The sequence below is a fragment of the Evansella clarkii genome, assembly GCF_002019695.1.
Lineage (GTDB): Bacteria > Bacillota > Bacilli > Bacillales > Salisediminibacteriaceae > Evansella > Evansella clarkii.
Genome location: NZ_KV917376.1, coordinates 3,916,974 through 3,943,250, shown reverse-complemented (window position 1 = coordinate 3,943,250; position 26,277 = coordinate 3,916,974). Strand labels below are relative to the sequence as shown.

The following is a 26,277-nucleotide window of genomic DNA, read 5'->3' as shown; positions in this document are numbered from 1 at the left end:
TAAGCAGATTTCTGGAAGAACTTTAAGATATATGATTCACGGAAGGAAATGAATTTAGAGTAAAGTAATTTATACATTGAACTGAGTAAGGATAGATGAAATAGTTGATGTTTCTATGTTTTTAGAAAAGTTCATGAAAGTATGGGTATATTTATGGATATAAAAACATTATGGAATTTAAGGGCTGAGGAATTTTATAGAAAAATCTTCAGATACTATTCAATAATCGGTGCGAATGTTGTTTATTTCTTTCTGGTTATTGGTAGTATATTTATTTATTATTTTAATTTATTTCTTCAGTGGATCCCTTCTCAGATATCTGTTGAAGTAATTATATCCCTGTTTATAACTTTCTTTTTAATGAGAACGAACATTCGTACATTTGTTAAAAGGGCAGATATATTATTTTTGTTGGCATTAGAAGTGAAATTAAAGTCGTATTTTATTAAATCACTTGTATATAGCTTTGTTATTGATGTTATTAAATTGCTTAGTTTAATTACCATTTTATTATTCCTATTTGTACACACAACTAATATAAATCTTCCCACCTTTATTTTAATAGTGGGGGTTGTTTTTTATAATATTTTAATGAAGTGGACTGAACAATGGTTAGAGAACCATGTACAATTTGTTTTACATAGGTTAAATAGGTTCTTTTCAATATATCTAATGTGTTATTTTCTTTTTAAAAATGACTGGATTTTTGTGCTTGTTTTAATGAGTGTAAATTTAACCTATTTAATCTATTTTATAGGAAAAAAAAGAAACCTGAATTGGGAGTGGCTAATAGCTGAAGAAGAAAGTGCCTTATTAAGAAACTTTAAATTTATTAATTTTTTCATCGATGTCCCCAATCTTAAACGTTCTTATCGGAATAGACGGTTGCTCACTATGATTGTAAAAAGGTGTATCCCATATAGTCAGAGTAGTACATTCGTATATTTATACTCACACTTGTTTGTAAGATATAATGATTACTTTTACCTTTATCTAAGACTAACTGTAATTGGCATATTTGTTAATTATGCTATGCCAACAAGTGGATGGATTTTTACTCTCCTAATTTTATTTGCGACTGGATTTCAAGTAATTCCTTTACAACATGAAATTAAAGAAAGTGTACTACTTTATCCTATTTCTAAAGCCCAGATGAATGATTCTTTCTTAAAGTTTGTCTTGGTAATTTTATATGTACAATTTTTTATTCTATATTTCGCTCAGTTCATTCATACTTCTACTGCTGAAATATACTATCTTGTCATTGGAAGTTTATTTGTTTATCTATTTGTATATATCTTTGTATCAAAGAGAGTCAATGTCACAGGAAGTCCCTTTAAAGAATAACGTGATATTCAACTAACCAGAAGCGTTAGTTGAATAATGGAAACATCTATACAGAGAAAAAAGCACCTAATAATTTGGCTTTTTCCGTTGTTAATATAGTGTGATTTCATTTTCAATAGGTATGCAAATTAGGATGTTAATTACCTTACTTTTATGTAAGTGGTCTCCCAAGACCAAACTCGTTAATCGAAGGGGGTACAATTTAAGCACTCCATTTAGCAATTAGACGGAAGAATTCCGCTTAAGTGCTAATCCTTATGAAAAAAGGCTTAAGTAGACGGAGGAATTCCGCCTATTAACTCGAAAAATCCGAAAAGGGGTCACTTTGCTTTACTTAACCGGAAAACCTCCTCTTATATCACCATGAAACGGGCGCCAATCTGTATATAAACGGAAAATGTCCGTTTATTTTATTTTGCTGATTAATCTATTCAGGACAAGACAACTTATCTATAATGGGGTGAGTCATATCTTAAAGTCAGGACGACCCGGTCCCATTTTAATGCATTAAGATGACCAGTTTAAAGTAAGTGATGTTTTAGTTCTAAATTTTATACCATTATTAAAGAAACTCGCCATTGGCGAGTTTCACTTTTTATATACAATAAGGTGTAAATGAAATTTTTAGAGAAGCACCTCAAAACCGTAGCCTTTAGAATTGAACCAGGTGTATTAACTTGAGTTGTCTTTGTTTCAATAGCAAGCTTACTTTTTTATAACTGAATTATTCCTGAACCAGCGCACTCAGGACATCCTGAATTGTCTGATGGGATGCAAGTAATCCTTTGTTTGTCCAGTTGCTTGGGTCGTTAAAAATATGGACATTATCGTTTTGTGCAGCTGGCGTGCTTTGCCAGACAGAGCTGTTTTCAAGAGTGTCGATTCCTTGTTCTCCTTCAACTGCAAGCAGGAAAACATGGTCAGCATCGAGCTCGGAAAGTGCTTCTAATGAAATAGGATTCCAGGAAGCGTCTTCAGCTGTTCCGAGATCTTCAATGAATGCAGGCTGATTAACCTCTAACTCTGAGTAGAGGACTTCAGCACTGTGGCGATTGCTTTCAAAGAGATAGAACTGGTCGCCGGTTACCCAGATGACAGCAACTGATTCATCACCAATTGCTTCAGAAATCTCGTTACGGGCACTCTCTACGACGTCATCATATTCATTTATGATTGTTTCAGCATCATCTTCTTTTCCAAGAATCGTTCCGAAGGTCTCAATTTGCTCGCGCCAGTCGCTGATTTCTTCGTCTGTCATCACATATGTCGGCGCAATATTGTTATAATCCTCATATGTCCCTTCATAGCTTTCCATATTGTTTTCTAATATAATCAGTTCTGGTTCGTGGTTTAAAACCTGTTCAAGAGGGAGATTCCATTCAATTCGCTCTACATCCTCCAGATCAGATTCTAAATAATCCTGAACAGTCTGGCCAATTGCCCATTTCGCAACTGGTGTAACGTCCAGTGCGATTAAAGAATCTTCATGATAAGGAGCAAGGATTCTCTCTGCATTCGCAGGAAGAGTTACTTCGCCCATGGCAGAATCCAGGGTAATTTCGTTTGTTTCAGTGTTGCCTTCATTATTAGTATCATTGTTAGTATTATTATTTGTCTCCGGGGCGGCGTCATTATTTCCGCATGCGGAAAGAGTTAGTAATGACCCGGCCATTAAAATTGTTGCGATTTGGCGAAAATTCTTCGTTGGTTTCAAATTAATTTCTCCTTTGTGTTATAATTTCATTGTTAATGATAATCATTTTCAGTTAACTAGTCAATTAAATTTACATAGCCTTTTTGACAAATTTAAGAACTTAGCGGAAAAAAACAGGAGAGTAATAATGAGAGAATTTATCCATCATTCGAGCATGTCAAAAGTAATCATAAATATATTAGCTGTCTTAGCAATTATTTTTTCCATTGGTGTATCTGTTTCATACGGTGCAACCAATATTGATTTAAATACAGTCTGGCAGGCTGTATTTCATTTTAATCCGGACCTGACTTCTCATCAGATCATTCAGGAACTCCGCCTGCCCCGCGCTTTGTCGGCGGCATTAGTGGGAGCTTCTCTGGCTGTTTCAGGGGCGATCATGCAGGGAATGACCCGAAATCCTCTGGCTTCTCCTTCTATTATGGGGGTAACCGATGGGGCAGCTTTGGCGCTAGTCATGGTGCTGGCTTTCGTTCCTGCGGTTACCACTGCAGGGTTGGTCAGTTCTTCGTTTATCGGTGCTGGATTGGCAGTGGCTCTCGTTTTTATGGTGGGATCCTTTTCACCAGGAGGGTTAACTCCTGTCAAACTTGCCTTAGCCGGCGTTGCGATTGCAACGATGCTCCGGTCCATCACTTCGATTTTTTCCCTGCATTTTAATTTAGAAAGGGAGATGGGTTTCTGGCTCGCAGGAGGATTGAGTGGAACGAACTGGACATCGGTTAATATTCTTCTAATCTCAGGAGTTGTTGGCCTGCTGATAGCTGTCGGGATCTCTAAATCGATCACGGTTCTCAGTTTAGGAGAAGACATGGCAACAGGCTTGGGGCAGAATAATGGAATTATTAAATTATTTGGAGTTGTAGCCGTTCTCGTCCTTACCGGTGCAGCAGTATCCGTTGCTGGTGTGGTTGGCTTTGTCGGACTCATTGTTCCCCATATTGTGAGATTTATCGTAGGAACGGATTACCGGTGGATTGTCCCCACGTCTATTCTTTTTGGAGCCTTGCTGCTTGTACTGGCCGATGTCGTTTCAAGGCTGATCAATGCGCCATTTGAAACACCGGTAGGGGCAATTACCTCTCTGATCGGTGTACCTTTCTTCCTTTATCTGGCCCGCAGCAGCGGAGGTGGTAAATAATGATGAATGAATCTGCAGCTAAAAAGACGAAGAAATTATCCGTGATCATCTTCTCTTTACTAATTTTGATTTTAATTATGTTTTTTGTCAGTTTAAGCACAGGTGCTTTTCAAATCTCACCAGGTGATGTGGTAAGAACTATTTTTGGCAACGGAACCTCTCAGCAGGAGCTTGTCCTGTTTCAGTTCAGGCTGCCGGCAATTGTTCTCGCTCTTCTAATAGGTGCAGGACTGGCTGTATCCGGTGCTATTTTGCAGGGGATTACGCAAAATGAACTTGCTGATCCTGGAATTCTCGGAATTAATACTGGTGCTGGCCTTGCAGTTGTCCTATTTATGTTTTTCTTCAGCGGCCAGTTTGCCCCGGGCAGTACGCTGGCGGTTTTCATCATGCCTGTGGCAGCGCTGGCGGGCGCCATTTTTGCCGCATTTCTAATTTACGTACTTGCCTGGAAAAAAGGAGTAAATGCAATCCGGCTCGTGCTGGTTGGAATTGGAGTAAATGCAGGATTTTCCGCGTTACTGACGATTTTCCAGCTGAGAATGGATCCACAGAGCTTCAGGCAGGCAACAGTCTGGCTGACAGGGGATATCTGGAATGCCAACTGGAATTTCGTGCTGGCTTTACTTCCATGGATGCTGATTCTTATTCCTGTCGCCCTTTATAAAGCCCACTCATTAAACGTTATGAATTTAGGGGATGACGTTGCTTCCGGCTTAGGGACATCAGTAGAATCAGAAAGAAGGTTATTGCTGCTGATTGCTGTGGCTTTGGCCGGGGCATCTGTTGCAGCAGGGGGCGGAATCGCCTTTCTGGGATTGGTCGTACCTCATATTGCCCGAAAACTCATGGGACCGCTGCATCAATATATTATCCCGGTTTCTGTGCTGGTCGGGGCATTGCTTTTGATGGTTTCTGACACGATTGGAAAAAATCTGCTGGCTCCGACAGCCATACCGGTCGGTATTATCGTAGCTATATTGAGCGCGCCGTATTTTGTATATTTGTTAATGAGGACGAAGTAGTTTGGCAGTTGGTCGCGGGAGGGGTTCTTGCATGCTGGCTCAGACGGAAATTTTGCCGAAAGGTTACGTGAGGTGGCCTTGCATGCTCGAACTTGGGGGGGTTTTTTGGAGAAGCGTAACGCAGGGGGCTTCGTCCCCGAACTCGGGAGAAATATGGTCGAGAGGTAACGCTGGAGGGTCTATTGTGCCCGAACTCTTTGAAAAGGTAAGAGAAAGGTAACGTTGGAGCGTCCAACGTGCCCGAACTTTGTGGAAAGGTAAGAGAAAGGTAACGTTGGAGCGTCCATCATGCCCGAACTCTGTGGAAAGGTAAGAGAAAGGTAACGCTGGAGCGTCCAGCATGCCCGAACTCTTTGAAAAGGTAAGAGAAAGGTAACGCTGGAGCGTCCATCATGCCCGAACTCTTTGAAAAAGTAAGAGAAAGGTAACGTTGGAGCGTCCATCATGCCCGAACTCTTTGAAAAAGTAAGAGAAAGGTAACGTTGGAAGGCCTCGCATACCCGCTCGAGTGAAAAAACTGTCTAAGCGGTAACGCAAGATGATCTCGCGTGCCCGCTCGAGCGAAAAAACTGTCCAAGCGGTAACGCAAGAAGCCCTCGCATACCCGCTCGAGGGAAAAAATCGTCCAAGCGGTAATGCAAGAAGCGCTCGCATACCCGCTCGAGTGAAAAAACTGTTTAAGCGGTAACGCAAGAGGGTCTCGCATACCCGCTCGAGTGAAAAAATAGCCGAAGCGGTAACGCAAGATGATCTCGCATACCCGCTCGAGTGAAAAAATAGCCGAAGCGGTAACGCGAGAAGGTCTCGCGTGCCCGCTCGAGGGAAAAAATCGTCCAAGCGGTAACGCAAGATGATCTCGCGTGCCCGCTCGAGCGAAAAAACAGTCCAAGCGGTAACGCAAGATGATCTCGCATACCCGCTCGAGTGAAAAAACTGTCTAAGCGGTAACGCAAGATGATCTCGCGTGCCCGCTCGAGCGAAAAAACTGTCCAAGCGGTAACGCAAGAAGCTCTCACATACCCGCTCGAGGGAAAAAATCGTCCAAGCGGTAACGCAAGATGATCTCGCGTACCCGCTCGAACAAAAAAATCGTCCAAGCGGAAACGCAAGACGATTTCACATAACCAAGCAGTAGACTTAGTTTTTAAAAGAAAGGAGAATACCTCCCTAAAATGAATTTCCAATCAATTATTGAAAATGTTGCCGATTACAAAGCCTTTCTTACTGTCGCCGAAATGGACGAAAGCTCGAGAAAGCTTGCAGAGGAGTTTCCTGATATCGTTACTGTATTTGAAGCTGGCACATCACGAAAAGGTCATCCGATCTTAGCGATGAAAATTGGGGACGGGCCGAAGAATGCATTATGCTTCGCTTGTCCTCATCCGAATGAACCGATTGGAGCGATGACACTGGAGTACTTATCCCGTGCTTTGGCGGAAAACGATAAGTTCAGGGAAGAATCAGGCTTCACATGGTATTTAATTAAATGTATCGATCCGGATGGTGTCCGGCTGAATGAAAACTGGTTTAAAGGACCATTTAACATCTACAACTATACAAGAAATTATTTTCGGCCGATCGGCTATGAACAGGTGGAGTGGACATTCCCCATTCAACATAAGGAGCTTAATTTTAACAATCCGCTACCGGAAACGGAAGCATTGATGAAACTGATGCATGAGGTAAAACCGGATTTCATGTATTCGCTCCACAATGCAGGTTTCGGCGGGGCTTACTGGTACGTCTCCCATGACCTGCCTGAGCTATACGATAACCTAAGACATACAGCGGAAAAACAAAGTATTCCGTTAAATTTAGGAGAATCGGAAGAGCCTTTCATAAAGAAATTTTCTCCAGCGGTTTTTAAAACAATGGCGATTGGCGAGGCTTATGACTTCATGGAGGAATACAGCGGCGAAACGCCAAAAATAAAGAATGGTACTTCAAGCGCAGACTATGTTTCCACGATAAAAGAGGACTGCGTCACGCTTCTTACAGAGCTGCCCTATTTCTTTGATCCGCAAATTGAGGATCAGAGAGAAGGTGAACTGACAAGGAAAGAGGCTATATTGCGGAGTGTTAAACAGTCCCAGACTCATTTCAGGGAACTGGACAAGTTGTTAATTGATGTTCGCCCAAATGTTAGTGATGACAATCCCTTTGTGAAATTTGTGGAAGAAGTCATTCACCATATTTTAGAGGGCAGTGAAGCGAGGATTAAGTGGGCGGAATCAAATCCGGAATTTGAAAAAACAGCTACTGTGGCAGAAATCTTTGATAATTTGAAAGCTATAAAGTTTTACAACGGGTTGTACTTAGGTTTAACTGTCCGGGCTTGCGAGTATGAACTGGAACGTCTTCAGCATGAAAACAACAGCGTTGAGGCAGCAGTGGAAAAATTGAAGGAAACCTGTGAAAAAAGTGAAGATCTCCTAAAACAGTATTGCAGAGAGCTGGAAAATGAGCTGAATTATGAAGTGATCCCCATTCAAAAACTCGTGCGCATTCAACTGGAAAGCGGACTTATTGTATCAGATTACTTGCACGGCCAAAGAAGATGAGCGGGAAATGACATAACATATTTTATATAAAAAAGCGAGGCCTTTTTAACAAAAAAGGTCTCGTTTTTTCGCATGTAATAGTGTTTTCTCTGACTCAAAGGTGTCCCTCATATTAATTAGAGGGTTTCTCAAAGATAATTTCAAAATAGGATGCTGAACCATATCCTTTTGTAGCTGGAGCAAATATCTGGACGAACCTCCAGCCATCTTTTGCATGGCTATTAATAATATCATGGTAATTATCTTTCGGTTTACCATTCCAGCTGCTAAGGTCCACTTTCACATATTTATATTCATACATGTTAAAACCTCCTGTTTCTTTCTGTATTTAACTACGGACAGGGGAAGGAATTTGTTTTATAATTTCGATTAATAATTAAAACTGGCGTGACTATCTTAGGACTGAAAACCCTGTATGACAAGTTTTTTATTACGGAAATTTCCTTCCACAACACACAAATCATGTAAGCAGACCTCTGCGAAAGAGCTCGGCGACTGCGTGGGCACGATTTTGTACCTTCAGTTTTTTCATGACTGATTTGACATATTGATGAATCGTTGCTTCGCTGATATTCATTGCGTCAGCCATTTCTTTCGTGCTTTCCCCCCAGGATACTCTTCTGACGACTTCGAGCTCTCTTGGGCTTAACAGCTCATTTTCTTCTGGACCAAGAGATTTTTGCAGTATTTTACCCACTGCCTGTCCAAATTCAGTAAAGTTGACCAGGAGCTGGTTATCCACATGTAAATTTTCTTCAAATTCATCCGTACAGATATATCCAATAGTTACAGAATAGAAGGTAATAGGAACGACGATAAAGGAATTAACGTGAGGCGGAGAAACGTATCGACTCGTAATTTGTTTAAAATACTCAATGCCAGAACAGTATTTCGCTTTTTTTTCATAGATAGCAGAGTAAATGGGGGACAAGCTGCGAATGTCATCACGTATGTCACGAATATGAACTAACGAACCATGCTTGATAGAGATGATTCCTTCTCCTAAGTATCCCAGATGAGAGTAGCGGAATAAATATGCATTTTTTACTGGAAAGGAGTTCATATATACTTGGAGAGTGACGTATAATTTCTCTTCGTGTGTACGGGCTTCTTCGATGAGGTGAAGATTTCCTGCAGTAATGGTAGGGTGACAGGTCATATAAACACCTTCTTTACAGGGGATTAGTAGATAGAAAATTAGGAATATTCAAATTATAAACAACCATATATGCTTATAATATAGACTTATATGATTATTTTTCTTTAGTACAGAGGGGAGTGGGTAGGAAAAAAGACCTTATTTTTGAAAGCGTTTCCAATTGTTGGTTAAAGACATGTTTTTGAAAGACAAAAGGAATAAGGAGGAGATTAAATGACATCAACTCAAAACGGGGATAAAACCACATACTTAGATGCTCTCATAGTTGGAGCAGGGTTTTCCGGATTGTATATGCTCCATCAGCTCCGGGAAGCAGGATTCACTACTCGTGTTTTTGAAGCAGCAGATAATGTAGGTGGAACATGGTACTGGAACCGATATCCTGGCGCACGATGTGACGTAGAAAGTATCTATTATAACTATACTTTCTCAGAGGAACTCCTTGACGAATGGACCTGGTCTTCAAAATATGCGGAACAACCTGAAATATTAAGCTACATCAATTATGTTGCTGATAAGTTTGACTTGAGAAAAGATATTCAATTTAAAACGAGAGTGCAAACAGCTGTATTTGATGAAAAAACGAATAGATGGAACGTCCAGTTAAGTAATGGTGAATCAGTGTCAGCCCAATATTTTATAACAGCAGTAGGGTGTCTATCTGCTTCGAATGTCCCTAAGTTTAAAGGCTTAGAGAACTTTAAAGGGGAGTGGTACCATACAGGGCTGTGGCCTCATGAAGGAGTAGATTTTAAAGGTAAACACGTTGGTGTTATTGGCACCGGGTCAAGCGGAATTCAGGCTATCCCCGTGATAGCTCAAAAAGCAGAACATCTTACTGTATTTCAGCGGACGCCACAGTACAGTATTCCTGCCCATAATGAAGCAAACGATCCGGAATATTTGAAGGAAGTAAGAGAAAATTTCAGTGATATCAGGAGAAAAATGCGTCAGTCTCTAGTCGGGATACCGATCAGCCCTGGAGAAAAGTCTGCACTGGAAGTAACGGAAGCGGAACGAAACAAAACATTTGAAGAAGCCTGGAAAAAAGGCGGCCTTCTGGCATTTTCCTACGCCTACAATGATTTGACCCTTTCACCGGAAGCAAATGAGACAGTTGCTTCCTTTATCCGGGAGAAAATAAGAGAAATCGTGAAAGACCCGGAAACTGCTGAAAAACTTTTACCAGACTATTTTTATGCAACGAAGCGTCCTATCATTGACACCAATTATTTCGAAACATATAACCGGAAAAATGTAAGTCTTATAGATGTGAAGAAAGCACCTATTGAAGAAATCACTGCTGATGGTGTTAAAACAACAGATAAAGAATATGAACTGGATATGATAGTCTTCGCAACTGGTTTTGACGCCATGACCGGTCCACTGTTTAAAATGGACATTCGGGGCAGAGGCGGGGTTTCATTGAAGGAAAAGTGGGAGAATGGAGCTGCAACAAGAACCTATTTAGGTATTGGTACGGCTGGTTTCCCGAATATGTTTATGCTTACTGGCCCGGAAAGCCCATCTGTACTTAGTAATATGATGGTATCGATTGAACAGCATGTAGAGTGGGTCTCGGATTGTATTAATTATATGCGCGAGCAAAATAAAGGAATTATTGAGGTGGATGAACCATCTGAAATCGTCTGGAGTAAGCAATGCAGAGAGATAGCAGATGCTACATTATTTACGAAAACAGACTCCTGGTACATGGGAGCGAATATTGAAGAGAAGGCACGGGGCTTCCAGATTTATCTTGGAGGAGTAGGCCCGTATCGTGAAATATGCGATGAAGTAGCGAAGAAGGGCTATGAAGGATTTACTTTAAAGACGACGGAAGAAAAACTGGGAATCTGACAGGTGACGGGAAGATCCACATTAATGGATGAAAAATTTAAAGGGGGAAACGAAAAATGGCATTAGATCCACAAGCAAAATTTATCCTTGATCAACTGGAGGCTGCCGGCGGCCCTGAAATGCACACACTGACACCGGAAGAGGCAAGAGCAAGTATTGATTTGAGTCCTTTGGCAGGAGAACCGGAACAGGTTGGGAAGGTTGAAAACAGAACTATTCCTGTGGAGGGCGGCGAAATTGCTGTTCGCATTTATACTCCAGTGGGGGAAGGGCCATTCCCTGCATTGGTATATTATCACGGCGGAGGATGGGTAATCGGTGACCTTGATACCGTGGATGTTCCCTGCCGCCTTTTGACGAATCAGGCAAATTGTGTGGTAGTGTCTGTTGATTACAGGATGGCACCAGAACATAAATTCCCGATACCGGCAGATGACAGCTATGCTGCTGCGAAGTGGGTGGCTGAAAATGCCGCAACTATCAATGTAGATAAAGATCGGGTAGCTGTTGGGGGCGATAGTGCCGGCGGAAATCTGGCAGCCGCAGTTTCACTAATGGCAAGGGACAGAGGCGAATTTTCCATCGCATTTCAAATGCTTATTTACCCGGTAACAAACCATTCCTTTGCGACCCCGTCGTATCTGGAAAATGGAGAAGGTTACTTCTTAACAAAGGACAGTATGGTATGGTTCTGGAATCATTATTTGAGAAATGAAGAGGATGGTATAAATCCTTATGCTTCTCCGCTTCAGTCGGAAGATTTAAGCGGATTGCCTCCTGCTCTCGTATTAACAGCCGGATTCGATCCACTCAGGGATGAAGGAGAAGCTTATGCGGAGCGGCTGAAGGAAGCCGGTGTAGAGGTAGAAGTAACCCGATATGAAGGCATGATTCACGGCTTTTTCTGGATGCCTGGTGCACTGGATGAAGGAAGAAAGTCATTCGGCCAGGCTGCAGAAGCACTAAAACGGGCATTCGATAATACGGTTGCACCTGCGTAAGGTGCCAGGCACTTGTCGAAAAATCCTGGAGGTAACAATTCACATTTGAATTGTTATCTCTTTTTTTATTTATTTCAAATTCTGGAAATTTATATTATAATTTTAGGAATATTATAAAAAAAGAGGCGGGATTCTTGTGAATGATTGTTTTATTTGTAATAAACACTCTGGCAATATACAAACCTCTGGAATTAAGATTTATGAGGATGTTTATGTTTATGTTGGCCATATTGACAGAAATGCAGAGCCAAACTATTTAGGCCATATTATGATTGATTTAAAAAGGCACGTACCAACGCTTGGTGATATGAATATGGAAGAAGCGACAGCGTTTGGTATGATCATAGCAAGAGTCAGCAGAGCACTTTTGGAGAGTGAAAATGCGGAACATATTTATTCTTATGTGATGGGAGATGCCGTTCCCCACCTGCATATGCATTTAGTTCCCCGTTATCCGAACACTCCTAAAGAATACTGGGGGCCAAATGCCGTGTATGACTGGGAATATGCGCCGATGGGCAACGATAACGAAGTGATTGAACTATGCAATCGAATAAAAGCATATCTGGAGAAAAATACACATGAGTAACAATATGAAAGGTTTCAGCTGGACAGGGAGCCAGGAAAATTTCATCGATAAACCAGATATACTTCAACTAAATCATATAGTACTTGGGCGTTATGGCGGCAATTCGGACGCAGGCCAATCTAAAAATGAAGACGGATGTTTGATCTGGTTTAATATAAAGGAAGATTGGGAGTTTACTATTCTACTGGATGCACATAATACTTCTGAGAGTGCCGAATTAATCACAGAGCAATTTGTGGCTGAAGGATCTCATATAAAACATATTTTATCATTGCCACCAGCTCATTCTACATTTAAAAAATTAGAAGAAAAGATACTAAGTATTTTTCAATCACAGGAATTTTTATCTGCCTGCCAGAAGATCAATGGAGAAACTGCCTGTTTAATCGTGGTAAGAAAAGACAAATATGTATGGTGGTTTTCTGTGGGCGATTGTGTTCTCTATTTTTTTCACAAAGAGTTAGCTGAACTAGGTCAGTACCAGTTAAATCAACGGCAATTTTATGAATGGATTGGACAGGTGAATACTTTTGAGGAGGAAGTGCCTTGTTACACTATAGGGATAAAGGAGTTAAGAAAAGGGGAGAACCGATTATTCTTAACCACTGATGGGTTAATTGAATGCCCAAATGAACCGTATTCAAATCCGCTCCAAATGTATAATTCCTTCTTAAATCGGTATGATGACGATAGAATCATTAGGGAAATGCTTGAGAAAATTAAGGATAATCATGTCAGAGACAGTACTACCATCGTTTCCTGGAAAGTTAACATCACGAAAGAGGCCACCAGACCGAGCGATCAAAAGTCCGTTCAGCTATCTTATTAGGTCCGTGACCGCGGGCTACATCTTTTACCATAACAATAAAGGCACCTACTGACATAAAAGGTCCGAGGGGAAAGATTCAGCGTATTTGCTATGCGCTGAAATTCTAATCCCTCGGACCTTTTTTATTATTTTAGGGAGGATTATTTAATGAAAAGAATTGATGAATTAAAAGCAGGCGTAGCAGTTATTATTTTGAATGGGGAAAACAAGTTTTATTACAGAAAAGAGAAGTTAAATGTAATTCTGATGAATCACTTGAAATAAAATTTATTGGTCCAGAAAACCTGCCTCGAGACTAATTGGAAATTCATCCTCGATGGTTAAAGGATGCTCTTGCTAATAGAGAATTAGCGTTCATCCGTTAGTGACTTCTTTTTGAAGTATTGGAGAGGGATAGTGCAATGACGTGTGGCATTGTTGCAGCTCTTTTTTACACTGAAAAATTATGTTTTGGTTAGTTAAATAGGGGCTTTTGGTATTTAATTACTCCTTTTAAGTCATAATAAAATTGAAAGGAGATGTATTAATTGGAACATAATCCAAAACTTGTTTCTTCAGAAGTTGCAGCCTTGTGGGGTGCTTATATGCAAAACTCAATGGCTTATTGTACCGTTCAGCATTTTGCGAATGTTAATGAAGACTCAGAGGCAACAGACCTTATTCAAACAGCCTTAACAAATTGTAATTTTGTTATACGGGAAGTCAAACAAATCTTTGAAAAAGAAAATCATGCAATACCTATTGGTTTTACACAAGAAGATGTGAACTTAAATGCAGGTCGGGTTTATTCAGACCTTTTTACCTTGCGATATATTAAATATATGGCATCTGCCGGAGCAGCAGCTGCATCAGCTTTCCTTGAAGTATTGGCTCGAAAGGATATTAGAGAGTTTTTTTCAGCTACTTCCGAAATGTTTATAAAACTTTACAATAATGCTTGCGAGTTATTACTAAAAAAAGGTGCTTTTATCCGATCACCAACAATAGGACCAATGGAGAAAGCAGAATACCTTCATAGTGAATCCTTCCTATCAGGATTAATAGGAAAACATCGTCCTTTAACAGCCATTGAATTAGCTCATATATCTAAAAATAGCGAAACTAACTCGATTGGCAGAACCTTTGTAGGAGGTTTTTCCCAAACTGCTAAATCACCTGAAGTTAGAAAGTTTATGGAAAGAGGCTTGGAAATAGCTGCAAAGCATGAAACTGTGTTTAGAAAAATATTATTAGAAGATGAAGTACCGATGCCAAGTACATGGGATTCAACGATTTCTCAATCCATTGACGGACCATTTTCAGATAAGTTAATGATGTTTCATACAATAAGTTTAAATGAACTTAGTGTCGCTGGATACGGAGCTGCAATTGGTGCCAGTCTAAGAAAGGACTTAGGTGGACATTATACAAGGCTAGTGGCTGAAATACTTCAATATGGGAATGATGGAGTTATATTGATGATTGAAAATAGGTGGCTGGAACAACCTCCACAAAATATAGATAGGGAAGCACTTAGGAACAGAAGGGTTTAAATGTATAAAACAGTGACCACAACAGCGAAGTATTGAACTCTGTAGTTTATTGACGTTATTTATATCTGGGAATGTTCCAACTTAAAGGAAAAGTGCTTAAGTTCAACAAAAAAATAAAAAATGGCAAAAACGGTTCGGCTCAAATTGAACTTAGCCATTTCAATTTCACTATTATATTTCACAAATCAGGGTGCAAATATAGGTGCAAACAACCTGCATTTCCACCTATATTTGCAATTTTGTGATAGGGTACGGAACCCGTTATGCTGATTGCACCCCTTTTTTTCATCCTGTTAACCGAACCCCTGCTATTTTTCTCTTCACTTTTGATTCGGACAGTAAGGACATTTCTCTGTGTCAGGCAGCTCCTTTAATAAGCAGCAGGTAATGCGTTCATGTAACGAAACGGATTCACTGAACGTTTTTTTACCGAGAAATCTTCGGAACATTGACCGGCGCATTTCTGGCTGCCAGATTGGGTCATCAAGCAGTTCTTCCAAATCAGTTTTTCCAGCTTCGGTATCTGTCGTGGAGTACATCCATTGCACATAACCCCATATATTTTCCCACAACGTATAAGAGGAGATGTTTCCCTGCTCAGCAAGGCTTCGCACAACTCCATGGCCGTAATTCTTCAGTATGTATTCCAGATCACCAGCTTCAGTGTCTCTTATATATTTTTTATTCAGATGAAATGTGGTGACTTTATCTTCCTGCACTAAGTAAATCTCATCTAATGGACCGTCCCATATTTGATGTCGCGCTTTTAAAAAAAGCTGGGCTGTTATGAACAATCCGTAGTATCTGGTAAAAATAGAGGTGGTGACGGTTTCATTCGGCGATTGGTTCGCTTTGCCGACTGTTGCTGTTAACTGCTCAAACTGGCCGCTAATAGCATCCTTAAGCGTCAGAAAACCAGCCGGATCTTCCTTTATATAGACTTGAAATCGCTCAAGTTCAGCGAAATTAGCCACAATTCCTCACCTCTTCAGTCCGTTAATTGCGAGATGTCCCTTATAAATCTCCATCATCGCAGGCACTTCTGTTTTATCCGGCCATTCGTCCGGCTTCCAGATCGTAGATTTTTGCAGTGCCCGGGGACAGTGGATGAAGCACTCTTCCACGTCGATTCCTATGCCAAGTACTGGAGGTCTTCCTTTCAGGCTCATCTGGCTTAGTATTTCTTCATTTATTATAATTGATGCCTTCCCGTTGATACGGAGCACCTCATCCATGCCTGGAATAAGAAAAATCAATCCGGCGCGAGGATTGGAAAGAATATTTAAAATCGAATCAAGGCGTTTGTTACCAGGGCGGTCAGGAATAACGAGCTGATGATCATTCAAGATAAGCACGGAACCAGGGCTGTCGCCTCTAGGTGAAACATCACAGTTTCCTTCTGCATCAGATGTGGCAAGAAACATCAGCGGGGAGGCGGCGATAAACTTTTTACAATTTTCATCCATAAAAGAAATTGTTTTATTAGCAACAAATTCATTCGGCGTGCCAATAAGCTCCCTAAGTCCTTCCTCCGAAGTAATCCTATCTTTCTCAAAATCTACTTTTTCCATAATCATCCCACTTTCTTATGTCGTCTCTAAATGCCTTTAATTTATCACAGAAAGGGGAGCAAAGCCAGTGGTGAAGAAAATTCGACAAGTGACAGCACCTGTCGTAATATGTCGAACGCTCACTAACTGTAGCTTAAATGGATATTTTCACGCTGCTGTTTTTCCAGTTTAATAATCTCATGGACAATATTCCTGGCAGCATCAGGTTTTTTAAGTTTTTTCGCGTTCTTTCTCAGCTGTGAATAACAATTTTTCTCGTAAAGAACCCGGTTTATCACATCAGGAATTTCCTTTCCACAGCTGGGCATTATTGCGGCTCCGGAATCAACAAGAAACTGTGCGTTTTGTTCTTCATGTCCTGGCACAGGGTGAAATATTACAATCGGTGTTTCACAAGCTAACGATTCCGCCATTGTCAAGCCTCCAGCTTTTGAGAGAATGGCATCACTTGCTTTTAAGTAAAGTAAGAAGTTTTGGGTGAATTCAACAATTTTTATATCATGATTACTTTTAATCAGTTTGATTTTTTCCTTCGCTTTGTAATTATGTCCGACCATGCAGAGCACCTGGATAGGCTTATTCAGCTTATCGATACACCTGATTACCTCCATATATTTAGTTAACCCCATACCGCCTCCTGCTATTAATAAAGTCTTCTTATCCTGTTCTAATCCTAAGTCGTAGCGCGCTTTCCATTTTGATTTATTTATAAACTGATCAGTAATTATTGGAATGCCTGCTGAAAAAAAGCGGTCTGATGGCACATTATGGAGTTTTGCAAAGTCCGAGCAATTAGGATCAATCGTAAAATAACCATTCACTTCCGGGCGCAGATAAGCCGGGTGTAACACAAAGTCGGTGATTACGGTATATAAGGGAACCATCAGCTGTTTTTTTCTCTTTAAACTTGTCAGAAAGGCAGTTACAAATGGGTGGGTAGAGATAATAAACGGGCAGGCTTCCCTGCTGATTATTTTATGCAAATGGTCAGCGAATAAAAGGCCAAACCGGTCAAGGTACAAAAATAATGGATATTCTTCCGCACGCAAATAAATATTTCTCCACACACGCGGGCCATGCTTAAGAAGCTTCAGATAACTGCTTAACATAAATTTATGAAGAACCGGATTCAATTCATAGAAAGTATCAATAATTTCAGGGAAATAGCCTTTTTTCCAGAACTCCTGCTGCAGAGCTGTTGCCGCCTGGTTATGTCCATGACCTATGGAAGCAGAAAATATGAGTGGCCGAAACTCCATTTTAATTCCTCACTTTCTTCAATTCATAACTGATATATAAATCCGGGGTTTCAAGTTTAGTGTTAGATAGCAACTTAAGAATCATTCACTTTTCCGATTGGAAGGATTTATCCAGCTGGAAATATCCCTGATTTATTCCCAGATACATAACATAGCAATGATTTCCCATACTAAAACCAAACTCCCTTACCGGCAATAATGATTTGTTTTTCATATAGTGCGTTTTAAAGGATGGTAAAAATGGATGTTAAAAAAAGAAAAAAAATAATACTAATCATGCTTGACACTTTAATGGATAAACCGTTTCAGAAAGCGTTAAAAGAAGAATCGCTGCCTGCATTCAGCTATTTCCTGGAGCATGCCCAGTATTTTCCTGAAGTGGTAACCCCTTTTCCGGCAATATCAGTTAATGTTGAAAGTACTTTAATAACGGGCCAGTACTCCGACCGGCATGGGGTTCCCGCGTTAGTCTGGTTTAACCACGAGGAAAACAGAATAATTAACTACGGCACCAATGTTATTGAACTGCTTAAGCTCGGATTATCTAAAGGGATCTATGATGCTTTATACCGATTAAACAATGAACACTTAAATCCTTCAGTTGCAACTATTTATGAAGACCTGCACCAGGCCGGAAAAACTTCCGCCTCCATTAATGCTTTAGTTTACCGGGGAGCGGTTCCACATCAGTTAAAAGTCCCCGGATTAATAAGGTTTTTTCTAAATATGAAAGAATCAATTAACACACATGCTCCTGATGAGTTTGTCTATGGCAAACTGGCCAGACTCAGTTCCGGCCGGAAGTACAGCTGCATATGGAACAAATACGGCTTTAACAACAATTTCTCAGTACAGGAATTTACCTGTCTAATAAAAGCAGGGAAAATTCCGGATTTTTCGATTGTCTATTTTCCAGATCATGATAAAAATGTACATAAAAGAGGGCCAATGGATGTAAAAGGAATTAAGGAGATGGATCTTCAGCTGAAAAAAGTTCTGAATGCATTTCCTTCCCGGGAGCAGGCATTATCGGAAAATATCTGGCTGTTGATGGGCGATAATGGTCAGGCAGTTGTAGGAGATTCAAGAGAAAATTCCTTAGTTGATTTGCGTAAACTACTTAGTCCTTTTAAAATTTCAAAGCTTAGAAAAGGAGTTCAGGCTGAAGACCAGATTGTCCTTGGGATGAATTTGAGATCATGCTTTATTTATTCCTTGAAGCCGGAAGCAGTACCGCTGCAAAAAATAGCCGAGGTATTGCAGGAGGATTCGCGGATAGAGATGATTGCCTGGAAAGAAGAGCAGTACATTCATGTTATATCTGGTGAAAAAGAAGGGAAACTAAAATTCAGTAAAAACGGTAATATGTCAGATGAATATAACCAGCATTGGTCACTGGAAGGTGATCCCCACATTCTTGATTTAACTGTGGAAGGAAAGGAAATTCAGTATGGAAATTACCCTGATGGATTAATGAGACTTTACAGTGCGCTGCACTCTCATAAAGGAAACTATATTATTGCTTCTGTAAAACCAGGATATGAATTCATTGGAGAGAGTACACCGAAGCACAATAATGGGGCCAGCCATGGCGGATTTCATAAAGACGATTCATTAATTCCAATGATTGTGGCCGGAACGAGTACAAAGCCGGAGTTCATGCGTATTGTGGATTTGAAAAGGTGGATTTTGAACTTAATTGAAAGGGATGGTGATTATAATGAAGCAACAGCTGGAAAAATTAAAAGTAATTCTTGAAGGAACGGTTTATGAACTCCTTATGCATGAATATTCTTATCTAAATATCAAAAACGAACATGGCAACAAAGAACCCGAAGAAATCGAGAATCCGGATGTGCTGTTAACTTAAACTATAAAGAGAAAAGATGCTCTCACATAACCTGTAGGGCATCTTTTTTTATTTGGAGCCGAACAGGACTTGTCATGATTAACTCTCCGTCACCCTGAACAAGGACAGGCGTGTCTGATTGTAAGTAAACATCTTTCCCTTTAAAAAAACTAACTTTTTTATCCCGAAGATGGCCGCCTTTATATGCTTTCGGGAACAAACGAAGCAGCTCCCACCTGCTGAGCCCATGGGCAATACAAATGTCCAGCAGCCCGTCATTATGCACCGCCTCAGGACAAATGCGAATGCCACCCCCATAGTTTGGAGCATTAGCCACAGCAACAAGCCACACTTTTGAAAAAAAAAGTTCTTCATTGTCTATAGTGATTTTCACGTTTGTCGGCTTATAGGTTTTTAATACTTCCAGCATACTGGCCACATAAGTCAGCTTCCCGAGCCTCAACTGATTAAACCAGCTCTTATAAAAAGACCGGTTCACTGTCTCTGCTATTTTGCCGTCGAAACCTATGCCGGTAACTGTTAAACAATAACGGGAGCCTGTGTACAGCAAATCTGTTTTTACTGGGTTGTTTTCGAAAATACGCCGTAATGCTTTTTTATAATCCATAGGTATTCCGAGACAACGGGCGAAGTCATTACCTGAGCCTGCCGGAATGACACCCAGTGGAATATCTTTGGGGACCAGCCTGTTGACCACTTCATTAATAGTGCCGTCCCCTCCAACCGCAATAATTGCTTTTACCTTGCTGTTAAAGAGTTCAGTGACAGCTTTTGCTGTGTCTGCAGGGCTTTCTGTATGGCGGACAAGATATGGTTTGCTGTCCAGCATGAGTTCTTTTTCAACTTTCTTCCACACTTTCTTTCCTGTTCCATTGCCGGAGGCTCTGTTAACGATAAAACCATACATTTTTTTCACCTCGTCAGTCTTGTCTGTGTAAACAGCAATATCGTTTAGTTTGTGTATAATTTTGGTTTTTAAAGAAAATATTATCCTAAGAAGATGAAAATATTTACAGATGCAGGAGGGGTTACAGTATGAATACATTTACGATTAATGGAGAACCGGCAAACTCTTTTACACAGTGGCTTACGGAGGGAATTAAACAGACATTTTCCTCCAAGGATTTTATATACATGCCTTCCCCGGAAGAGAATGTAAAACTTGTTTTTCATTTAACAGACAATGAAAATCCCCGGCCGTTCAGAAGGCATTCGCAGGCTACATTTGTTGTATCCATCATTGTAGCTGACGAATACCCGGCTGATATTCATAAGGAAGCCTATCCATATTTAATCAGAACCCTTGCTAACCATCTTATGTATGTGGTTCATACGAAAGAAGAAACAGAAATTTATTTTCTGACACCTGAACAGGGCCGCTACAGCATTACTTTTGCTTCCGGCCAAAGCGATGAAGATACATTTGGAAAAATATATGAGCGGTTAGAGCCTCTGGCTTTATCACGATTAGTAATTAACAATGATTATTATGAGGATTTACCGGAGCCTTTGTGGGAGGGGGATGAAGTTACTGGCTCTTTAAGAGATTCAGGAAAAAAACTGGACAGCTTAAATCTGCTGCCTGCACCGTTCCCTCTGGAAGAAGTATTAACAGAAAGAGATATCAGGCATTTAAATAAGTTATACGGCATAGGAGGTTTAAGCTATGGAAATTTAAGTGCGCGGAAAGATGGAAGTAATTTCTGGATGAGTGCAAGCGGGATCGATAAATCGAATATGAATGAGGTAGGAAAAGACTTTCTGTACATTTCCGGTTATGACGATGAAAAAAAATCAATGAAGGTAAGCATTCCTCCGAAGATTAAGCCGAAACGTGCTTCTGTGGATGCTATTGAACATTGGATGATTTACCGGGAACACCCGGATGTAGGTGCGATCGTCCATATTCACGCATGGATGGACGGAGTAGAAGCAACACAGTTTAATTATCCATGCGGTACGATTGAATTAGCGGAGAACGTGGCAGAACTGGTAAGCAAATCACCTGACCCGGGACGGACTGTGATCGGACTGAAAAACCACGGGCTGACAATTACTGGCCGGGACCTTAACGACATTTTCGATCGCATTGAAGGAAAAATCATTCCACAGGTTCCTATGCATTAATAACACTTGTAGCAGTCAGCGGCCGGGAAGCCTTTGCAAAAACCCCATTAACTGCATCAGAAGTATATATTTGGAAAGAAAGCTGGTGAAAACATGAAAGCTGTTCAATTTGATTTAAGTATTCCAAGGTATGCCTTTTCTAAGGCGATGGGTAAAGTAAATTCCTCGTTTTATGTAGAGTCGCCATTTTCCTGCCTTAAACTGAGGGAGGTGGATAAACCCGCTCTTCCCAACGGTGAATGGGCAGAAATTGAAGTAAAGTACGGCGGGATTTGCGGAAGTGATCTGAATCTGATTTATCTGAATGACAGCCCTGCCACATCACCATTTGTTTCCTTTCCGTTCACGGTAGGCCACGAAATGACCGGATCCATATCAGCTGTTGGGGATAAAGTGACAGATCTGTCTGTTGGGGAAAGGGTGGTTATTGATCCAATTCTGTCCTGCGAAGCCAGAGGGATGTCTCCCCAATGCTATGAATGCGCGCAAGGGAATTATAATCTGTGCCAGCATATGAATAACGGATCCATCTCACCAGGGCTCCTGACAGGAACCTGTAAAGATACAGGGGGCAGCTGGGGGAAGTATATCGTTGCACACAAAAGCCAGATTATTAAATTGCCCGAGAATGTGAATGATCTGAATGGTGTGCTTGCGGAACCATTCGCATGTGCATTACATGCTGTTTTGCGCAATATACCTAAACCTGGAGATACCGTCTTCGTCATAGGTGCCGGGGTCATCGGAATATGTGTAATTGCGGCCATACGAGCATTAGATATTCCATGTAAAATAATTACGTTGGCGAAACATCCATTTCAGGCGGAATTAGCGGAACTTTACGGGACTGACCAGGCGGTAATTCTGTCACATAAAAAAGATTATATTGCGGAAGCAGCCAAATCTTTAGAAGCGGATATATTGCATCCTGTGTTTGGCGAACCGATTGTCCATGGCGGTGCGGACATCGTTTACGAATGTGTCGGCAATAAAAAAAGTCTCCATGATTCTCTTCGGTTCGCCCGGAAAGGGGGGAAAGTGGTCCTCATTGGATTAGCAGGATTCATTGATAATCTGGATATGACGATGATCTGGCTGAATGAACTGGAAGTAAAAGGAACCTTTGCTTACGGAATGGACGAATTAAACGGGGAGAAAAAAAGGACCCTGCAGATTGCTGTGGATCTTATGCAATCAGGCAAAGCAGATCTCTCTCTCCTCGTCAGCCACCGCTTTCCAATAGATAATTACCGTGAAGCTCTGTCCACTGCAGGAAACAAAAAAAAGGGCAAGACAATGAAAGTAGTATTTGAACATTAACTACGGTGGTACAGCTGATACACCAACAGGTTATTAATTTTGAATAGAAAAAACCAATAATTTTAATATTATAATTGCAATTCATTCCATTATAACTTTTTCGAGGGTGACATAAATGATTACAAATTATTCGGTTATGATACAGAATGAAGTAAGGCGTGGCCAGGAAAAATATGATGTGAACGACCTATTCAAAAATCCTTTGATTCACCGTGAGATTTCCGGGGAGAAAGTTTACATACCTTTAGATACAAAAAGGCTGTGGCAAAAATAATATTTATGTGCCAGGCTTCTGGCAGCAGAATGGCAGGAAGGATTAAAATGGAAAGGATATTTTAATGAAAAAAGTCATTTTTATATTAGTTGATTCGTTAATGCCAAATATCCTTAATGAGGGATTAGCAGCCAGATGCATACCGGCTTTGCAGTATTTAGTGGACCATGGTGAATTAAGAATGGATTGCGTCACGGTTTTTCCGACGATGACTGCATCAATAGATGCATCACTATTAACCGGTGCCTTTCCCGACGAACATAAAATTCCTGGTTTAATATGGTACGACCCTGAAAAAAAGCAAATGATTAACTATATGAATGGCGCAGCCCCTGTCAGTAAACTGGGGATAAAAAACTGCTCTCAAAATATACTCGTTAATCTTAATCAGAAGCACTTAAATAAACAAACAAAAACAATTTTTGAAGACTTAGCAGACCGGGGAAAATCCTCCGCGAGCATTAACCTGATTATTCACAGAGGGTACGAGCAGCATAAAATACTGTTTCCTTATAAAAATCTATTGGGTATACATAAGGAACAGCTTATCAGTGGTCCGGAAACGCTCTTTTTAGGAGCGATGGCCTATCCTGGACATATGAAAACTAAATTAAAAAGCTTTTCCAGCGGAATGAGGCATTTATACGGGATTAATGATCAATTTTCCATCTCAGCGGCGAGAGAACTAATTAACCGTGGCAGCCAGCCTGATTTCATGATGGTTTATCTGCCTGATAATGACCACAGACTTCACAGGACCGGTCCGGAAAAGGGAGAGTTATCTTTAATTAAAGTGGACCGGCAGATTGAGCGGCTGCTGAATGCCTACAGTTCCTGGGAAAAAGCGGTTAAGGAAAATATTTTTATAATTACAAGTGATCATGGACAGACGGGAATTGGCAAGGAAAAAGCGGAGCATAACATCGACCTCGATCAACATCTTAAAGCTTTTAACGTTTTGCAGCTCGGCGAAAAGGTCTCCGAAAAACATGAACTAGTTGTTTGCAACAATGAGCGGATGGCTTATATTTATCCTTTAAAAGAAAATCTGCAGGAAAAGGCAGTAAATATATTAAAAAAGGAAACACGGATTGATTTAATTTCCTGGAAGGATGGAAATAAAATAGTAGTAACTGCCGGCGGAAAAACGGATACGACAGCTGTTTTTTATAAAAACGGGCCTTACCAGGATCCATACGGCCAGAGCTGGACTGTCAGCGGAGATATATCACTCATGGATATGACGCTGAATAATTCAATAATTGAATTTAATGATTATCCGGATATCCTTTCCAGACTATACGGCGCTTTATTTTCACAGGAATGCCCGATGATAGTGATAACTGCAAGGCCTAGATTTGAATTTACTTCCAAATATTATCCGAAACATAATAACGGCGGCAGCCATGGGTCTTTACATAAGTTCGACTCGATTATTCCTCTGATTGTTACGGGAGATGAAAAAGAAAACCCTCTTCCTGGCAGGCTGGTGGACCTGAAGGAGTATATTCTAAGCCTGTATGAGAAGGATGCTTAAAATCCAGGAAGGGGGACACACAATATTCCAGTCTGTACTACATCCGGAAAGCAGGTGATGGTAATAAAAATAAGGCTACTAACCTTTAATATTCACCATGGAAAAGGGCTGGACAGGAAAGTGAATCTTCAGAGAATCAGTCATGTTATTAAGTCGGTAAATGCTGATGTCATCGGGATAAATGAAGTGGATAAAAACTTTTCAAACCGAAGCAACTATGTTGACCAGACACAATGCTTAGCTGACGAACTTCAATTTCATTGTGTCTTTGGCCCTGCCATAACTATAACGGAAAAAGGCAAACAAGGTATAAGGCAGTATGGGAATGCTCTGCTCTCCAGGTTTCCGATAATTCATACACAAAATTATCCGTTCGACTTTCTGCCAAGCGTCATTGAAGACAGAGCTTTATTGGAAACAGATATAAAAATAGACAGTAAAAGAATACGTTTTTTTGTCACCCATTTAAGTTTTGCGCCTTTCATTCATAAGAAGCAGACAGAATATATAATAAGTAAGGTTAAGGAAAGTAAACATATGTCAGTACTGTTGGGTGACTGGAATATGAGGCCTCATTCAAAAAGCTGGAGAAAGGTGTCTGCACAATTAAAGGATGCTAACGCCGGGAGGGGAAGTAATTATACATTTCCATCCCGCAGGCCGAAACTCAGGCTCGACTATATTTTCGTCAGTAAAGATGTAAACGTTTTGGAAGCACACCCTGTAACTTTTGACGTGTCCGCATCTGACCATCTGGCGTATCAAGCTGTTATTGAAATATAAACAGAATGAAAGCAACTGAATAGAAGGACACGGCTGTTACGAAGTATAATTTCTTCAATCAAAGGGAGCGTTAGCAAAGTAGGTACTTGCTGTTGTTGTTTATAGTAGGGAGTTTATTATTAAATGGGAGGATTTAATGAACTTCAAAGTATTTATAATAACATTTATACTAGTTTATCTTCTCTTAAGTTTACCGACAATATTAGGAATAGGCTATGTAATTGACTGGGTTCCAGAAGCAACCATACCTCAAAAGTTTAAAGAATATGTAGCTGACGGACTTCTTAATAATTTTCTTATAAAAACTATAAGCTCCTTTATTGTAGGAATTATCGTTAGTTTGGTTTTCACTGGAAGGAGACAACAAAATTCCATATTAGATTTGTGAAGTAATACACTTAAACTAACGGGTGCGTTCGTATTATAAGGTTAACCAGATTTTACTGGTTGACCTTTTTTATATAGGACCTATGATATCAGTAGCCAGGGTAGGACGAACGGGTGCGTGGGACGTTGGATCCCGTCAACTAAACTGTCCGCCCCCTACTCATAGAAACATGTTTGAGGCTGGTTGAGACAATGATCTCGAATAACAAGCGAAGCTATGATACTAGGAGATGGATATAGGGGTACTGGTAAGTATACAGGAGAGGAAGAGATAGAATGAATCCAGTAATTGGTCTGGATGTTTCAAAAGGAGAAAGTGAAGTTCAAGCCTTTTTAGATAAGAGAAAACCCTATAAAAAAAGCTTCAGTGTATTGCATTTTTAAAGGTTTA

Annotated in this window: 24 protein-coding genes; 17 read left to right on the top strand and 7 right to left on the bottom strand. The window is 40.4% G+C overall.

Annotation, left to right across the window (positions count from 1 at the left end; all coding sequences use genetic code 11):
- The first annotated feature begins 141 nt into the window (after positions 1-141).
- Positions 142-1,347: an ABC transporter permease gene (locus BK582_RS18385; RefSeq protein ID WP_078596438.1), complete on the top strand. Its 1,206-nt coding sequence runs from the start codon at positions 142-144 to the stop codon at positions 1,345-1,347.
- A 724-nt stretch (positions 1,348-2,071) separates the two neighbouring features.
- Here the strand turns inward: BK582_RS18385 and BK582_RS18380 are convergent.
- Complete coding sequence (locus BK582_RS18380) at positions 2,072-3,061, bottom strand: iron-hydroxamate ABC transporter substrate-binding protein (RefSeq protein ID WP_244895428.1); 990 nt, start codon at positions 3,059-3,061, stop codon at positions 2,072-2,074.
- Positions 3,062-3,188: 127 nt separating this feature from the next.
- Here BK582_RS18380 and BK582_RS18375 point away from each other — a divergent pair, with 127 nt between their 5' ends.
- From BK582_RS18375 to BK582_RS18360, 3 genes are all read left to right on the top strand, one after another.
- Positions 3,189-4,202, top strand: a complete 1,014-nt coding sequence (locus BK582_RS18375) for a FecCD family ABC transporter permease (RefSeq protein ID WP_078596437.1) — start codon at positions 3,189-3,191, stop codon at positions 4,200-4,202.
- A gap of 2 nt (positions 4,203-4,204) precedes the next feature.
- The gene (locus tag BK582_RS18370) at positions 4,205-5,227 is read left to right on the top strand and encodes a FecCD family ABC transporter permease (RefSeq protein ID WP_078598105.1); all 1,023 of its coding nucleotides are present in this window, start codon (positions 4,205-4,207) and stop codon (positions 5,225-5,227) included.
- Positions 5,228-6,399: 1,172 nt separating this feature from the next.
- Positions 6,400-7,788, top strand: coding sequence for a M14 family zinc carboxypeptidase (locus tag BK582_RS18360; RefSeq protein ID WP_078596435.1), 1,389 nt, complete (start codon positions 6,400-6,402; stop codon positions 7,786-7,788).
- 112 nt (positions 7,789-7,900) lie between these two features.
- Here the strand turns inward: BK582_RS18360 and BK582_RS18355 are convergent, their stop codons facing one another.
- Complete coding sequence (locus BK582_RS18355) at positions 7,901-8,089, bottom strand: DUF4177 domain-containing protein (protein WP_078596434.1); 189 nt, start codon at positions 8,087-8,089, stop codon at positions 7,901-7,903.
- Positions 8,090-8,248: 159 nt separating this feature from the next.
- Positions 8,249-8,947, bottom strand: a complete 699-nt coding sequence (locus BK582_RS18350) for a response regulator transcription factor (RefSeq protein ID WP_078596433.1) — start codon at positions 8,945-8,947, stop codon at positions 8,249-8,251.
- Between the two features lie 213 nt (positions 8,948-9,160).
- Here BK582_RS18350 and BK582_RS18345 point away from each other — a divergent pair, with 213 nt between their 5' ends.
- The 5 genes from BK582_RS18345 (at position 9,161) to BK582_RS18325 (ending at position 14,758) form a co-directional block, all read left to right on the top strand.
- Positions 9,161-10,807: a flavin-containing monooxygenase gene (locus BK582_RS18345; protein WP_078596432.1), complete on the top strand. Its 1,647-nt coding sequence runs from the start codon at positions 9,161-9,163 to the stop codon at positions 10,805-10,807.
- A gap of 56 nt (positions 10,808-10,863) precedes the next feature.
- Complete coding sequence (locus tag BK582_RS18340) at positions 10,864-11,808, top strand: alpha/beta hydrolase (RefSeq protein ID WP_078596431.1); 945 nt, start codon at positions 10,864-10,866, stop codon at positions 11,806-11,808.
- A 136-nt stretch (positions 11,809-11,944) separates the two neighbouring features.
- Positions 11,945-12,397 carry an HIT family protein gene (locus tag BK582_RS18335; protein WP_078596430.1) on the top strand — a complete coding sequence of 151 codons (453 nt, stop codon included), beginning with the start codon at positions 11,945-11,947 and terminating at the stop codon, positions 12,395-12,397.
- Positions 12,390-13,226: a PP2C family serine/threonine-protein phosphatase gene (locus BK582_RS18330; protein WP_078596429.1), complete on the top strand. Its 837-nt coding sequence runs from the start codon at positions 12,390-12,392 to the stop codon at positions 13,224-13,226. The genes BK582_RS18335 and BK582_RS18330 overlap by 8 nt, the downstream gene beginning before the upstream one ends.
- Positions 13,227-13,753: 527 nt before the next feature.
- The gene (locus BK582_RS18325; RefSeq protein WP_078596428.1) at positions 13,754-14,758 is read left to right on the top strand and encodes a DUF3231 family protein; all 1,005 of its coding nucleotides are present in this window, start codon (positions 13,754-13,756) and stop codon (positions 14,756-14,758) included.
- 320 nt (positions 14,759-15,078) lie between these two features.
- Here the strand turns inward: BK582_RS18325 and BK582_RS18320 are convergent, their stop codons facing one another.
- The 3 genes from BK582_RS18320 to BK582_RS18310 all read right to left on the bottom strand — a co-directional run bounded on the left by BK582_RS18320 (position 15,079) and on the right by BK582_RS18310 (position 17,588).
- The gene (locus BK582_RS18320) at positions 15,079-15,732 is read right to left on the bottom strand and encodes a hypothetical protein (protein ID WP_078596427.1); all 654 of its coding nucleotides are present in this window, start codon (positions 15,730-15,732) and stop codon (positions 15,079-15,081) included.
- A gap of 6 nt (positions 15,733-15,738) precedes the next feature.
- Positions 15,739-16,329 carry an MSMEG_1061 family FMN-dependent PPOX-type flavoprotein gene (locus BK582_RS18315; protein ID WP_078596426.1) on the bottom strand — a complete coding sequence of 197 codons (591 nt, stop codon included), beginning with the start codon at positions 16,327-16,329 and terminating at the stop codon, positions 15,739-15,741.
- A 122-nt stretch (positions 16,330-16,451) separates the two neighbouring features.
- Positions 16,452-17,588: an MGDG synthase family glycosyltransferase gene (locus BK582_RS18310; RefSeq protein WP_078596425.1), complete on the bottom strand. Its 1,137-nt coding sequence runs from the start codon at positions 17,586-17,588 to the stop codon at positions 16,452-16,454.
- A 240-nt stretch (positions 17,589-17,828) separates the two neighbouring features.
- On the opposite strand from BK582_RS18310, the gene BK582_RS18305 reads away from it, so the two are divergent.
- Together BK582_RS18305 and BK582_RS27205 are read left to right on the top strand one after the other, a co-directional pair.
- The gene (locus BK582_RS18305; protein WP_139368268.1) at positions 17,829-19,346 is read left to right on the top strand and encodes an alkaline phosphatase family protein; all 1,518 of its coding nucleotides are present in this window, start codon (positions 17,829-17,831) and stop codon (positions 19,344-19,346) included.
- Positions 19,309-19,458 (top strand): hypothetical protein, encoded by a 150-nt coding sequence (locus BK582_RS27205; RefSeq protein WP_169911127.1) that lies wholly within the window; start codon positions 19,309-19,311, stop codon positions 19,456-19,458. The genes BK582_RS18305 and BK582_RS27205 overlap by 38 nt, the downstream gene beginning before the upstream one ends.
- Before the next feature lie 22 nt (positions 19,459-19,480).
- Here BK582_RS27205 and BK582_RS18300 read toward each other — a convergent pair whose 3' ends face one another.
- On the bottom strand, positions 19,481-20,365 hold the full coding sequence (locus BK582_RS18300) for a diacylglycerol/lipid kinase family protein (RefSeq protein ID WP_078596423.1): 885 nt from the start codon (positions 20,363-20,365) through the stop codon (positions 19,481-19,483).
- Between the two features lie 128 nt (positions 20,366-20,493).
- On the opposite strand from BK582_RS18300, the gene BK582_RS18295 reads away from it, so the two are divergent.
- The 6 genes from BK582_RS18295 to BK582_RS18275 all read left to right on the top strand — a co-directional run bounded on the left by BK582_RS18295 (position 20,494) and on the right by BK582_RS18275 (position 25,887).
- Entirely contained in the window at positions 20,494-21,585 is a 1,092-nt protein-coding gene (locus BK582_RS18295; RefSeq protein ID WP_078596422.1) for a class II aldolase/adducin family protein, read from the top strand.
- A 93-nt stretch (positions 21,586-21,678) separates the two neighbouring features.
- The gene (locus BK582_RS18290) at positions 21,679-22,905 is read left to right on the top strand and encodes a zinc-dependent alcohol dehydrogenase (RefSeq protein WP_078596421.1); all 1,227 of its coding nucleotides are present in this window, start codon (positions 21,679-21,681) and stop codon (positions 22,903-22,905) included.
- A gap of 115 nt (positions 22,906-23,020) precedes the next feature.
- Positions 23,021-23,179, top strand: coding sequence for a hypothetical protein (locus BK582_RS27200; protein WP_167553191.1), 159 nt, complete (start codon positions 23,021-23,023; stop codon positions 23,177-23,179).
- Between the two features lie 64 nt (positions 23,180-23,243).
- Complete coding sequence (locus BK582_RS18285) at positions 23,244-24,716, top strand: alkaline phosphatase family protein (protein WP_078596420.1); 1,473 nt, start codon at positions 23,244-23,246, stop codon at positions 24,714-24,716.
- A 57-nt stretch (positions 24,717-24,773) separates the two neighbouring features.
- Positions 24,774-25,499, top strand: a complete 726-nt coding sequence (locus BK582_RS18280) for an endonuclease/exonuclease/phosphatase family protein (RefSeq protein WP_078596419.1) — start codon at positions 24,774-24,776, stop codon at positions 25,497-25,499.
- 136 nt (positions 25,500-25,635) lie between these two features.
- Positions 25,636-25,887 carry a hypothetical protein gene (locus tag BK582_RS18275; protein WP_078596418.1) on the top strand — a complete coding sequence of 84 codons (252 nt, stop codon included), beginning with the start codon at positions 25,636-25,638 and terminating at the stop codon, positions 25,885-25,887.
- Positions 25,888-26,277 lie beyond the last annotated feature (390 nt).

Excerpts from the sequence above, each read along its gene's own strand:
- BK582_RS18340 (WP_078596431.1), top strand. The coding sequence starts at position 10,864 with ATGGCATTAGATCCACAAGCAAAATTTATCCTTGATCAACTGGAGGCT.
- BK582_RS18350 (WP_078596433.1), bottom strand. The coding sequence starts at position 8,947 with ATGACCTGTCACCCTACCATTACTGCAGGAAATCTTCACCTCATCGAA.
- BK582_RS18300 (WP_078596423.1), bottom strand. The coding sequence starts at position 20,365 with ATGTATGGTTTTATCGTTAACAGAGCCTCCGGCAATGGAACAGGAAAG.
- BK582_RS18370 (WP_078598105.1), top strand. The coding sequence starts at position 4,205 with ATGAATGAATCTGCAGCTAAAAAGACGAAGAAATTATCCGTGATCATC.
- BK582_RS18385 (WP_078596438.1), top strand. The coding sequence starts at position 142 with ATGGGTATATTTATGGATATAAAAACATTATGGAATTTAAGGGCTGAG.
- BK582_RS18360 (WP_078596435.1), top strand. The coding sequence starts at position 6,400 with ATGAATTTCCAATCAATTATTGAAAATGTTGCCGATTACAAAGCCTTT.
- BK582_RS18295 (WP_078596422.1), top strand. The coding sequence starts at position 20,494 with ATGAATACATTTACGATTAATGGAGAACCGGCAAACTCTTTTACACAG.
- BK582_RS18345 (WP_078596432.1), top strand. The coding sequence starts at position 9,161 with ATGACATCAACTCAAAACGGGGATAAAACCACATACTTAGATGCTCTC.
- BK582_RS18315 (WP_078596426.1), bottom strand. The coding sequence starts at position 16,329 with ATGGAAAAAGTAGATTTTGAGAAAGATAGGATTACTTCGGAGGAAGGA.
- BK582_RS27200 (WP_167553191.1), top strand. The coding sequence starts at position 23,021 with ATGATTACAAATTATTCGGTTATGATACAGAATGAAGTAAGGCGTGGC.
- BK582_RS18285 (WP_078596420.1), top strand. The coding sequence starts at position 23,244 with ATGAAAAAAGTCATTTTTATATTAGTTGATTCGTTAATGCCAAATATC.
- BK582_RS27205 (WP_169911127.1), top strand. The coding sequence starts at position 19,309 with ATGAAGCAACAGCTGGAAAAATTAAAAGTAATTCTTGAAGGAACGGTT.
- BK582_RS18375 (WP_078596437.1), top strand. The coding sequence starts at position 3,189 with ATGAGAGAATTTATCCATCATTCGAGCATGTCAAAAGTAATCATAAAT.
- BK582_RS18290 (WP_078596421.1), top strand. The coding sequence starts at position 21,679 with ATGAAAGCTGTTCAATTTGATTTAAGTATTCCAAGGTATGCCTTTTCT.
- BK582_RS18305 (WP_139368268.1), top strand. The coding sequence starts at position 17,829 with ATGGATGTTAAAAAAAGAAAAAAAATAATACTAATCATGCTTGACACT.
- BK582_RS18355 (WP_078596434.1), bottom strand. The coding sequence starts at position 8,089 with ATGTATGAATATAAATATGTGAAAGTGGACCTTAGCAGCTGGAATGGT.
- BK582_RS18275 (WP_078596418.1), top strand. The coding sequence starts at position 25,636 with ATGAACTTCAAAGTATTTATAATAACATTTATACTAGTTTATCTTCTC.
- BK582_RS18280 (WP_078596419.1), top strand. The coding sequence starts at position 24,774 with ATGGTAATAAAAATAAGGCTACTAACCTTTAATATTCACCATGGAAAA.
- BK582_RS18330 (WP_078596429.1), top strand. The coding sequence starts at position 12,390 with ATGAGTAACAATATGAAAGGTTTCAGCTGGACAGGGAGCCAGGAAAAT.
- BK582_RS18310 (WP_078596425.1), bottom strand. The coding sequence starts at position 17,588 with ATGGAGTTTCGGCCACTCATATTTTCTGCTTCCATAGGTCATGGACAT.